Source organism: Polaribacter sp. Asnod6-C07, assembly GCF_045063625.1.
In the GTDB taxonomy this organism is placed as follows: domain Bacteria; phylum Bacteroidota; class Bacteroidia; order Flavobacteriales; family Flavobacteriaceae; genus Polaribacter; species Polaribacter vadi_A.
The window spans coordinates 255,949-268,268 of record NZ_JBEFOF010000005.1 but is presented as its reverse complement, the minus strand read 5'-3'; the positions used below and the strand labels follow the sequence as shown (position 1 = coordinate 268,268).

Sequence of the window (12,320 nt, the reverse complement as noted above, 5' to 3'; positions counted from 1 at the left end):
TTTTTATTTAATATCAATATCTAAATTCCAAGTAACACCATCTGTTTTTTGAGGTTCTAATACCTTTAATCCTACAAGGTTGTTAAAGCTGTTAGAAATGCCCGTCATTGGTTCTATAGCTATAACTGGTAGGTCTTTGGGTGTATATAATTGCAAGAAATTTTCTTTATTACTACTTGTTATTTGTAAGTTGTATTTTGATGTTGAAAATGATGCTTTATTGTCTTTTAAGAAAAAGCAATCATCTAACCCTTTATCTTCAATTCTAAAAAGTTCATCTTGTGTGTTTTCTACAATTTCTTTCGTGATTAAGTTTTCATCAAAAATTACTTTTTTATCACTCTTAAACTTTAAAAAACTATTTGATAATTCATCACTTAAAAAGTAAGGATGCCAACCTAAAATAAAAGGAAAAGGAGAATCGTCTATATTTTTAATAGTAATATTTAATTGCAAACTATTTTCAAATAAAGTATAGGTAAGCGATATAAAGTATTTAAAAGGAAAACCTACGCTTTCATTATTTTCATAATAACTTAATGTTACTGAGCAGTTGTCTTTATCTGTTTTAGAATCAAATAATTCAAATTTTTTATCATAGACTAAACCATGTAATGCACTTGTATTATTGTCGTTTTTCTTTAGTTGATATTTTTGTTCTAAGAAACTGTATGAGCCATTCTCAATTCTACTAGCAAATGGGAATAAGATCGAAGACGAATAAGAATTTACATAATCAAAATTTGCGATGTCTTTTATTAAATAGATATTTTTACATTTTAATTCTTGTAATCTACCTCCTTCTTGTAAAGAAATTTTTGCTGAAGTAGAGTTGTCTGCGTTTTGTAAAATGATGGTTGGTAAATTGTTCTCAGTTTTGTTGAATATGCTAAACATTATATTGATTTTCTAAAAATTAATTTACTTGGATTTGCAACAGAAGTTTGTGAGTTATTAGTAATCATATCTGCCAATGTTTTACCCATCAAATTAAAATCTGTTGAAATGGTTGTAATACCATCTGCAACCACTTCTTTTAACAGTGTGTCATTGTAAGAAATAATTCCAATATCTTTAGTTAGTTCTAGTTTTTGTTCTTTAATTTTTTTAATAATTTTAATTAGGTCTTTATCTTCAAAAACAAGATACAATTCCCCATTTTGTGGAACTCTCTTGTAGATGGATTCAGTAACTTCAAAATTAATTTTGTAATCGTTACAAAAACTTTTAAATCCTTTTAGTAATTGATTGGGTTGTTTGTAATCTGAGAAAACTAAAACTAATTTTTCATATTTCCTGATGGCGTGCAAACCAGTAAATAGCCCTTTTTGAATGTCATTTTCAAAATCCTGATAAATTGCTGGGTAATTCTCTAATCCTTCAGGTACTTGATCTAAAATGTAAACTTTATCATCTGGTAAACTATTGATGATAGCTTTTGTGTTATTTATATTAGCAGGCATAATAACATAATAGGAGTAATTGCCTACGCTATCATTTATGAGTTTTTTAAATACATCATGGTTAAAGTGGTGAAAGAAAATATCAACCTGAATAGAGTCTCCAAGGTTCTCTAAAAAAGAATTATATAAATCTTCTTTAAAAGAATTCAATTCATCAAACAATACAAATATTTTTTGTTGAACTAAAATGTCTTCGCTGGTAACATAATACCCTTTACCAACTATAGAATGGATAATGCCTCTGTTTTTTAATTCGTTAAATGCAGTTAAAACAGTGTCTCTAGATAGTTTGTGTTTGTCTCTTATAGCGTTTAAAGAAGGTAATTGGTCTCCTTTTTTTAATAACCCATTAGATATAGCTTCTTCTATAGAGGCAACTATCTGTTTGTATTTTGGAATACCAATATTTTTTTTAAGTGATACAATTTTCATACAACAAAGATATATGTTTTTACTATAAAAAACAACTAGTAGGTTCTGGTATGTTTTTTTTTATTTTTTTTGTTGTTCTAAAAATGAAAAATAAAATTAAAATGACTAGTTATATTGGTTCTCACACTGTAATTGAATTAAAAGAAAGCAAGTGCTATGTTGTAATTTTAGATGACTTGTCAAATTCATCAAAAGTAACATTAGAGAGAATCTTTAAAATTATAAGTACAAAATCAACTTTTATAAATACTATTTTTCCTAGAACCACAGTGGCTTTTAAAAGAAAAAAAAATGTATTTGTGTGAATGATTAAATAGATGAACCATTTTTTCTTTATTTAAATATTCAGATAACTCTAAAATAATTTCAGGTTTTATTGTTTTAAGTTATTCTATTAAAGGAAGTCTTATTTTCTTTTTTATCTTTTTTTTATTCCATTTTATAATTGCCCTAGTATAGTTTTAATAATTTAAATGATGTTTTATTTAATAAAAATAAATTAATTATCAATTTTTTTCGAAATCTCTAATAATAAGTGATATACTTAAAATTTATAGTTAAAAATAATTAAAAGTAAGTAATAATACGTAGTTTTGTGATATAAAATACGTAATTATGAAAACTATTATAGTTGTAGGTAATGGAATGGTAGGTTATAAATTTTGTGAAAAATTTGTTTCAGCTGCTAATAATAAAGGGTTTAGGGTTATCGTATTTGGTGAAGAGCCAAGACCAGCTTATGATAGAGTTCATTTAAGCGAGTTTTTTGAAAATCAAGATGCAAAGGCTTTAGAAATGGCACCTGCTGAATGGTATGCAGAAAATGCTATCGATTTAATTGTTGATGAAAGGGTTTCTGATATCCAAAGAAATACAAAAACAGTTATAACTGCTAAAAATAGAGTTTTTACTTACGATTATTTAGTCTTAGCTACAGGTTCTTCTGCTTTTGTGCCTCCAATTAAAGGAGTGGAAAAAGAAGGGGTTTTTGTCTATAGAACCATAGAGGATTTAGAAGGTATGTTAGCTTATGCAGATAAGCTAAGAAAAGAAAACCCAGATGCAAAAGCTGCTGTTTTAGGTGGTGGGTTGTTGGGTTTAGAAGCTGGTAAAGCTGTTATGGATATGGGGTTAGAGCCACATATAGTAGAGTTTGCTCCTAAATTAATGCCAAGACAATTAGATTCTAGAAGTAGTCAGGTTTTACAGTTAAAATTAGAATCTATTGGTTTAAATATACATTTAAGTAAAGCTACAAATCAGATTTTAGGTGATGAAGGTAAAATTACTGGAATGGAATTTGGTGAAGATGATGTTCTAAATGTAGATATGCTAGTGGTTTCTGCAGGAATTCGTCCAAGAGATGAGCTTGGTAAAACTTCTGGTTTAGAAATGGGAGTTCGTGGAGGAATTGTAGTAAACAATAAAATGCAAACTTCAGATGAAAATATTTTTGCAATTGGTGAAGTTGCTTTGTATAATCAAATGATATATGGTTTAGTAGCTCCAGGTTATGATATGGCTGGAGTTGCAGTAGACCAAATTTTAGGTAATAAAGAAAGTTTAATGCCTGCAAGTATAGATATGTCTACTAAATTAAAATTAATAGGTGTAGACGTAGCAAGTTTTGGAGAACCTTTTATGCCTGCATCAAAAGGGCATTCTATCATTTTCGAAAATAAAACACAACATTTATATAAAAGAATTAATGTTAGTCTGGATGGTAAATCTTTATTAGGAGGAATTTTAGTTGGTGATGCATCAGACTATAATATGTTGCATCAAATTTATTTAAACGGAATGAAAATTCCTGAAGATCCAGCACAATTAATTTTACCTGCAACAGAAGGCGGTTCTTCTTTTGGTGATGTTATGGATTTGCCAGATGAAGCTCAAGTTTGTTCTTGCGAAAACGTTACAAAAGGTCAGATTTGTGGAGTTATAGAAAGTGGAGAAGCTAAAGATTTAGCAGATGTAGTTTCTTGTACAAAAGCAGGTACAGGTTGTGGTGGTTGTAAGCCTATGGTAAAAGATATTACTACAGCAACATTAAAATCTTTAGGTATAGAAGTTAAAGATTCTGTTTGCGAACATTTCGATTATAACAGACAAGATTTATATAAAATTATAGAAGTAAAAGGGTATACAACTTTTAATGAAGTTTTAGATAATCACGGAAATGGAGGTCATGGTTGTGAGTTATGTAAACCTTTAGTAGCTTCTTTAATGGCTACAATTAATGCAGATACTGCAAATAAAGAATATGCAATTCAAGATTCTAATGATAGATTTTTGGCAAACATCCAAAGAAATGGAACCTACTCTGTTGTTCCAAGAGTTCCTGGTGGAGAAATTACTCCTGACAAATTAATCGCTTTAGGGCAAATTGCTAAAAAATACGATTTATACACTAAAGTTACAGGTGGAGTAAGAATCGATTTGTTTGGTGCAACCTTAAATCAACTGCCATTAATCTGGAAAGAATTAATTGCTCACGGTTTTGAAAGCGGACACGCTTATGGTAAATCATTAAGAACTGTAAAAACCTGTGTTGGTTCTACTTGGTGTAGATATGGAATGGCAGAAAGTGTCAGTTTTGGTATAGAATTAGAAAATAGATATAGAGGAATTCGTGCACCACACAAAATTAAAGGAGGAGTTTCTGGTTGTATTCGTGAATGTGCAGAAGCTCGTGGAAAAGACTTTGGTTTAATTGCTGTAGAAGGTGGTTGGAATCTTTATTTAGGTGGAAATGGAGGCGCAAACCCAAGACATGCAGAGTTGTTTGCAGAACAAATTGATAATGAAACTGTAGTTAAATATCTAGACAGATATTTAATGTTTTATATGAGAACAGCAAAACCTTTACAAAGAACTGCTGCTTGGCAAGAGCGTTTAGAAGGTGGTTTAGAGTATTTAAAAGAGGTAATTATTGAAGATAAATTAGGTATTGTAGAAGACTTAGAAACTGAAATGGAAACTTTAGTAAATAAGTTTGAATGTGAATGGACGCAAGCTGTAAATGACCCAGAAGTTATGAAGCGTTTTAATCACTTTGTAAATTCTGATGAAGAAGATGATAATATAGTTTTTGTACCAATGAGAGATCAGAAAATGCCAGAACAATGGGTTTAGTTTCCTGCAAGGTTTCAAAAATGGTGTAGGTATATAAGAGATAAATTAATTTGGGCGTTTTAACGGGCTTTACGCACTCGCTTTTTTTCTGAAAAAGAAAAAAGAGCTCAAACAAATGCTTCAATCCCTAACGCAAAAGCCAGCGAATACAATTGGTAAAAACTAATTTAATAGAAGCATTTTTAAGACTAAATAAAAAAAAAGACTTTTCAGGTTTTTAAAACCTGAAAAGTCTAAACAGAATAAAAATAATACTATTTCTCTAATAATTATTTCTTGTATTCAGAGATACTAAGGGGGTTTTTAATTACATAACTATGGAACAAATTTTAGAACAATACACATCAACAAAACTAGAAGATGTAAAAATCTGGTTTAAAGCTGCAACTGTACAAGATTTTCCTTTAGATGGTGGTGCTTGTGTAAAATACAAAAACAAACAAATTGCTGTTTTTAATTTTGCAAGACTAAATAAATGGTATGCTTGCCAAAATGTTTGTCCTCATAAAATGGAAATGGTGTTAAGTAGAGGTATGATTGGTGATGATAAAGGAACTCCAAAAGTTGCTTGTCCTTTACATAAAAAAACATTTTCTTTAGAAGACGGATCTAATTTAACTGGCGAAGATTTTAAAATTGCTACTTATCCTGTTAAAATAGAAGATGAAATTGTGTATATTGGCTTTTCAGAATAAAGCCATTTTATGAAGCCAACAAGATTCGAAACTGCAATTGCCTTAATAGATAAAAAAAATGCTGAAGACCCAAATGCCTATCAAGTTGCTGGTCTAGAATACGCTAAAGAGCTGTTGTACTCGCAAAGAATGACAAGAAAATTACTTCAATTTGAGCCTAATGCATCTAAGGCATTACAAATTGCAGCAAGAGCACAGCACATTTGTAGGTGGAAAATTGAAAGGAAAGAATATCCTATGGATAGAGTTGGGTATTTAAAATGGCGAGAAACGCTTAAAAAAATGCACGCAGATTTAACTGTAGAAATTTTGCAACAAGTAGGTTTTGATGAGCAATTTCAAGAAAGAGTAAAGAAAATTATCCTTAAGAAATTAATAAAGAAAAACGAGGAATCTCAAACTTTAGAAGATGCCATTTGCTTGGTTTTTTTAGATTATTATTTCGATGAATTTGCAGCTAAACACAATGATGAAAAAGTAATTGATATCTTAAAAAAGACTTGGGTTAAAATGTCAGACAAAGGTCATGCAGCTGCATTAACTATTCCTTTTTCAGATAAAAGCTTGGCTTTGGTAAAACAAGCTATTTCATAACAAAAATGACTTAAAATGACAAAAAACGGGAATTCTTTAGATCAACGTACGTTTTCTAAATTAAGCCGTTTGTATATTCTTGCTTTAAGTACAATTGCGCTTTCTGTTATAATTAGCCAAGTTTTAGTTCGTAATCATTTGGCAAATCAAGAAAGTGATTCAACTGTAATAAATGTTGCTGGTAGGCAACGAATGTTAAGTCAAAAATTAACAAAAGATATTCTTTCCTTATCTATTTCAGACCAAGAACTTACTAGAAATCAATTAAAAAATAGAATTAAAAATACATTAACTTTGTGGGAGCTTTCTCACTATGCACTCCAAAATGGTAATGATTCTTTAGGTTTACCAGCAGAAAATAGTTATGAGATAAAAAGACGTTTTAAAGAAATTAACCCTGTTTTTAAGATTATAAAAACTGCTTCAGAATCTATCATAGAAAAATTGCAACAAAATTCAGATTTGGCTATTTATGATTTAGCTACTGATATAAAAAAAGTGACTCAAAATGAAGGTTCTTTTTTAGCAAAGATGGATGATATTGTAAATCAATATGATTTAGAGGCAAATGAAAAAGTAGCTTGGTTAAGAAAGTTGGAGTTCTTTTTAATGGCATTAACCTTAATAATTCTTTTAGGTGAATTTTTATTCATTTTTTGGCCAACTGCAAAATCGGTAAAAGCAACATTGTCAGAATTATTATTGGCTGAAAAAAGAGCTAAAAAAATGGCTTTTAATGCAGATCAGTTAAGTGTTGCTAAAGAAGAGTCTGTAAAAGAATTACGAGCTTTAAGTCATGCAATGGATGAAACGTTGTTGTTTGCACGAATTTCTCCAAATGGAAACTTAATCCATATGGGTAATAAGTTTTCGCGTTTGTTTCGATTATCAAACTTTAATAAAGAAATTTTATTTTGGGACCTTTTGTCAATCAACGAAAATGAAAAAGTTGTAATAGAAAATTTAATAAATAAACATAAAAAAATAGGTTGGCAAGGAGAGGTAAAAGCAACTGCTAAAAATAATATTTCTATTTGGTTAGAAATGTCTATTATACCTTATAGACCCACAGAAGATAAATCAGAATTATTAATTATTGCATCAGAAATTACAGATAGAAAAGAAGCGCAGATAGAAGTAGAGAGACTTACAAAAGTTAGTTTCGAAGAGAAGATGAGTCAGCAAAAAATAATTTCTAGCAAGATTATAGAAAATCAAGAAAAAGAACAAAATAGAATTGCAAAAGATGTTCATGATGGAATAGGGCAAATGTTAACAGGCTTAAAGTTTAATTTAGAAAGTATAAATTTAGGTGATTTAGAAAAGTCTAAAACTAAAATTGAGCACTTAAAAGAATTGACTACCAATATTATAAAAGGGGTTAGAACAGCTACTTTTAATTTAACGCCACCAGAATTGTCAGATCATGGAATTGTACCAGCAATATCAAAATTAACTCAAGAATTAGGTAAACTAACAGGTAAAGAAATTCTTTTATTTAATAAAACCGATTTCAATCAACGATTAGATTCTTTAACCGAAATAAATTTATACAGAATTACGCAAGAAGCAATTAATAATGCAATAAAATATGCAAATTCTTCCAGTATTTTAGTGTCACTTTCTCATAGTAAAAATATGTTAAGCATTGTTATAGATGATGATGGTAAGGGTTTTGAGCCAGCCAAAGTGAAAAAAGTTAAAAATGGTGATGGGGGAATGGGTATGACTTTTATGAAAGAAAGAATTAAGTATATTGATGGTCGTTTGTTCTTAAATTCTGAATTAGGAAAAGGTACTAGAGTAACTTTAAATATCCCTTTAAAAACAGTTTAATTTATTTTAATATGCTTGCTAAAGCATCATTTTATATCTAAGTTGACAACAAGCTGAAAAATTACGAATCCGAAATTGAGAGATAAGAATCGAATACCGAAAATATTAAGTGAACTGGAAAGAATTTGGAAAGCTAATCCTGATTTTAGATTAGGTCAATTAATTATTTGTGGAACTAAGACTAAAAAATCTAATCCTGAAGTATTTTATATTGAAGACGAAAATTTATTAGAAGGGTTATTAAAATTCGAAAATAGTTTCGATTTAAAAGCTCAAGAATTGGAGTCTATTTATGATTGGAAAACATATCCTAATGTTACCAAAATTGAACACAAAGAACTATCTTTAGAATTGCTTTCGGAATTGATAAATACTCTTAAAAATTCTGAAAAAAAAATAGTTATTACCCCAATTAATTTAATGAAATTGAATGGAGCACCTGTTTCTAATCAAGCTTGGTTGTTAGGTCAAAAGCAAAGGATTAAGGTCTTAAAAAAACTATTACGAGAATTAGAAGAAAACGGAATATTAACTGAAAGAAAATCTAAACAAGATTTTTTAGGAATTAAAGAAATTGGATTCGATATTGTTTAATAAAAATCCAATTGACAACATCACATAAAAATATTGCTAGATTTACTTATTTGCGAAATTCTGAAGTAATTTCGACGTTCATGGTTTATTTACTAAATTAACAACTGAATCACGCAACTAAACTTATATAAACACGATAGTTATGAATATTTTTCAATGCCCTAATTGTAGTAATACTGTTTATTTTGAGAATACAAGTTGCGAAAATTGTGAAAGCACTTTAGGTTATCATCTAGACTCTGATAATTTTAAGATACCAGATAATAATAGCCTAAAATTTTGTAAAAATTATATCTATGATAATTGTAATTGGTTGATAAATGTTTCTGATGAAAATGATTTCTGTACAGCTTGCCAATTAAATAGAACAATACCAAATAAAAGAGATCTTGATGACTTTAATAAATGGGAGCAATTAGAATTTGCTAAACATCGATTAATTTATCAGTTGTATAAATTAAAATTACCATTAGTTGCAAAAAACCTTAATGACAAAGGTATTGCTTTTGATTTTTTATCAGAAAACAACAAAGAAAATAAACTTACTGGTCATGCAGATGGTGTTGTAACTATAATCCTTTCTGAAGCTGATGCTGTTCATAGAGCTCAGTTAAAAAAGCTGATGAACGAACCTTATAGAACTTTGTTGGGGCATTTTAGGCATGAAATAGGACATTATTATTGGATGCTATTTTTCGAAAAAGAACACTTACAGAGTTTTAGAAATCTTTTTGGTGATGAAAGAAAAGATTATGGTAAATCATTAGAAGCACATTACAAAAACGGTGAGCAAAAAGATTGGAACGTGAATTTTATAAGTAACTATGCAAGTTCACATCCTTGGGAAGATTGGGCAGAAACCTGGGCACATTATCTACATATTATGGATACTTTAGAAACTGCAAGTTCTTTAGGTATTTCTTTTACAAAATCTAAAACAATATTGTCTAAAGATTGTGTTTCTAATTTTGATGATCCTTATAAAATTAAAGATTTTAGAAAAATTTTTGATGCAAGTATTACTTTAACTTCTGCTGCAAATAGTTTAAATAGAGCAATGGGCTTGCCAGATATTTATCCTTTTGTTATTCCAGAGCCCGTTTATTTTAAGTTAGAGTTCATTCACAATTTATTATTTAATAACAATTGGAATCTGAAATAATTTAATATAAACTTAATCTAATTATTCAACATACGTAGTTTTACTTAAAATTCTTATTTTTGTAAGTATAAAATCTATAATTAATTATGATAAATGTTGTGTTAGCAGACGATCACGTTTTGGTAAGAGATGGAATAAAAGCGCTATTAGAAGATCAATCAGGAATTACTGTAATTGATGAAGCTTCTAATGGTATAGAGGCTTTAGAGGTGCTTTCTAAAAACAAACCACACGTTTTAATTATAGATATTCGTATGCCAGAAATGAATGGAATTGAAGCTGTTGCAGAAGTAAAAAAACATTTTAGTGATGTAAAAACTTTAATGCTTTCTATGCACGATTCAGAAGAATATGTAGTAAAATCTATACAAGCAGGTGCAGATGGTTATTTGTTAAAAGGAGCAAGTAAAGAAGAATTTTTAAAAGCTGTAATAAAAGTAGCTTCTGGTGGTAAATACTTTACAGGTGATGTTTCTTCTATAATAATGAACAATTTTGTAAGCGGAAATACCACAAGTATTGATACTTCTATAAAAGTAAGTACAGAGCTTCCTTTTAAATTAACTAAAAGGGAAAGGCAGATTTTAGATCTAGTTTTAGAATTAAAAAATAATAAAGATATTGCTGATGAACTTAAAATCAGTAAACGAACTGCAGAAGTACATCGATTTAACTTAATGAAGAAATTAGAGGTTAAAAATCTAATGGAATTAACTAATAAGGTTAAAGAATATCAATTAATATAAGTACTTAGTTAAGTTTGTTTTTTAAAACAATTATTTTTTAACGTCAATTTTACAATATCCTTAAAATCAGTGTTGTGTAATTGTTGATATCCTAATAATTAGAATATACGTATTTTTATACTTAGAATTAAGTATTTATACTTAGTTTTGTAGTATAAATATATGTATTATGTCTACTTTAGCTCAAGAAAAAGCAACAAAACTAAGTTTGTTTAATTTTAAAAATGTATCCACTCGTACTTTTTGGATTACATCTATTTCATTTTTTATGTGCTTTTTTGCCTGGTTTGGTATTGTGCCTTTTATGCCAGATGTTGTAAAAGATTTAGGTTTAACACCAGATCAAAAATGGAATTCTATAATTTTAGCAGTTTCAGGAACTGTTTTTGCGCGTTTACTAATAGGTAAATTATGCGATAAATATGGGCCAAGATTATGTTATACTTGGTTGTTAATGTTAGGTGCTATTCCAGTTATTTTATGTGGTTTAGTGCAAACACCAACTCAATTTTTAGTTTGTAGATTATTTATTGGTTTTATAGGGGCATCTTTTGTAATAACGCAAGTACATACTTCATTAATGTTTGCGCCAAATATTGTGGGTACTGCAAATGCAACTTCTGCAGGTTGGGGTAATTTAGGAGGAGGAGCAAATAGATTAGGAATGCCTTTAATAGCTGGGGCAGTTGTTGCTTTTGGAATTGCAGATGCAGATGCTTGGAGATATTCTATGGTTATTGCAGGTGTTGTTTGTTTTTTAATGGGTATTGTTTATTTCTTTTTTACACAAGATACTCCAAAAGGAAATTTTAAAGAATTAAAAGCTTCAGGAGAAATGATTACGACCAAAAAAGATCAGATTGGTTTTTTAGAGGTTTTAAAAGATTATAGAGTTTGGATTCTTTTTGTAGTATATGCAGCAAGTTTTGGAATTGAATTAACAGTTTACGGAACTATGGATGATTACCTTCAAAATACATTTCAATTAGAAAGAGTTACAGCTGGTAATATTGTACTTTCATTTGCTTTAATGAATATTTTTGCAAGAACTTTAGGTGGTTTCTTTGGTGATAAATTTGGGAAATTAAAAGGTTTAAGAGGTCGAGTTTTATTCTTGTCTTTTATCTTAACATTACAAGGTATTATGTTGATATCCTTTTCAGGATCAACAAGTATAATTTTAGGAATTGTTTTATTAATTTCTTTTAGTTTAAGTGTACAAATGGCAGAAGGAGCTACATTTTCTGTAGTGCCATTTATCAATAAAAAAGCAATTGGTTCTGTTTCTGGTATTGTTGGTGCAGGTGGTAATGTTGGTGCTTTTTTAGCAGCAATGTTATTAAAATCAAAATCTGCTGTAGCAGAAAAAGCAGCTATTGCAGCTAATGAAGGTTTGGGAGAAGAAGCAATTAAAGCAGCCCAATCTGTAGCTTCATCAAGTGCAGTTTCTAGTGGGTATTTATTAATTGGTTTTGTGGTAATTGCAACAGCAGTTGTATCTTTAACTATTAAGTTTTCTAAAGAAGATGAATACTCAGAAGCATCAGAAAAAATAAAAGAAATAGCACCAGAATTGGTAACTGTAAAATAAAGAATTACAGTTGTTGTATTCTTAATCAGAAAAAAATATTTGTTTTTTTTTGATGTAAAACCAACTAAACTA

The 12,320-nt window shown here is 29.2% G+C and carries 11 protein-coding genes; 9 read left to right on the top strand and 2 right to left on the bottom strand.

Features of this window, described 5'->3' with window-relative positions:
* Positions 1 to 3 precede the first annotated feature (3 nt).
* Entirely contained in the window at positions 4 to 897 is an 894-nt protein-coding gene (locus ACJJVK_RS01255) for an aldose 1-epimerase (protein ID WP_405562406.1), read from the bottom strand.
* Positions 897 to 1,895: a GntR family transcriptional regulator gene (locus tag ACJJVK_RS01250; protein WP_405562404.1), complete on the bottom strand. Its 999-nt coding sequence runs from the start codon at positions 1,893 to 1,895 to the stop codon at positions 897 to 899. Before ACJJVK_RS01250 ends, ACJJVK_RS01255 begins: the two co-directional genes overlap by 1 nt.
* Positions 1,896 to 1,978: 83 nt before the next feature.
* On the opposite strand from ACJJVK_RS01250, the gene ACJJVK_RS01245 reads away from it, so the two are divergent.
* The 9 genes from ACJJVK_RS01245 (at position 1,979) to ACJJVK_RS01205 (ending at position 12,248) form a co-directional block, all read left to right on the top strand.
* Positions 1,979 to 2,200: a hypothetical protein gene (locus tag ACJJVK_RS01245; protein ID WP_405562402.1), complete on the top strand. Its 222-nt coding sequence runs from the start codon at positions 1,979 to 1,981 to the stop codon at positions 2,198 to 2,200.
* A gap of 310 nt (positions 2,201 to 2,510) precedes the next feature.
* Positions 2,511 to 5,030, top strand: coding sequence for a nitrite reductase large subunit NirB (nirB, locus tag ACJJVK_RS01240; protein ID WP_405562401.1), 2,520 nt, complete (start codon positions 2,511 to 2,513; stop codon positions 5,028 to 5,030).
* A gap of 317 nt (positions 5,031 to 5,347) precedes the next feature.
* Positions 5,348 to 5,725 carry a nitrite reductase small subunit NirD gene (gene nirD / locus ACJJVK_RS01235; RefSeq protein WP_405562399.1) on the top strand — a complete coding sequence of 126 codons (378 nt, stop codon included), beginning with the start codon at positions 5,348 to 5,350 and terminating at the stop codon, positions 5,723 to 5,725.
* Between the two features lie 9 nt (positions 5,726 to 5,734).
* Complete coding sequence (locus ACJJVK_RS01230) at positions 5,735 to 6,319, top strand: DUF4202 domain-containing protein (protein ID WP_215995760.1); 585 nt, start codon at positions 5,735 to 5,737, stop codon at positions 6,317 to 6,319.
* 15 nt (positions 6,320 to 6,334) lie between these two features.
* Positions 6,335 to 8,155: an ATP-binding protein gene (locus ACJJVK_RS01225; RefSeq protein WP_405562397.1), complete on the top strand. Its 1,821-nt coding sequence runs from the start codon at positions 6,335 to 6,337 to the stop codon at positions 8,153 to 8,155.
* A 75-nt stretch (positions 8,156 to 8,230) separates the two neighbouring features.
* Positions 8,231 to 8,749, top strand: coding sequence for a hypothetical protein (locus tag ACJJVK_RS01220; RefSeq protein ID WP_405562395.1), 519 nt, complete (start codon positions 8,231 to 8,233; stop codon positions 8,747 to 8,749).
* Positions 8,750 to 8,891: 142 nt separating this feature from the next.
* Positions 8,892 to 9,911 (top strand): putative zinc-binding metallopeptidase, encoded by a 1,020-nt coding sequence (locus tag ACJJVK_RS01215; protein WP_405562393.1) that lies wholly within the window; start codon positions 8,892 to 8,894, stop codon positions 9,909 to 9,911.
* 86 nt (positions 9,912 to 9,997) lie between these two features.
* Positions 9,998 to 10,657: a response regulator gene (locus tag ACJJVK_RS01210; RefSeq protein WP_405562391.1), complete on the top strand. Its 660-nt coding sequence runs from the start codon at positions 9,998 to 10,000 to the stop codon at positions 10,655 to 10,657.
* A gap of 169 nt (positions 10,658 to 10,826) precedes the next feature.
* A complete protein-coding gene (locus ACJJVK_RS01205; RefSeq protein ID WP_405562390.1) occupies positions 10,827 to 12,248 on the top strand; it encodes an MFS transporter in 1,422 nt (473 codons plus the stop codon).
* The last annotated feature ends 72 nt before the right edge of the window (positions 12,249 to 12,320 follow it).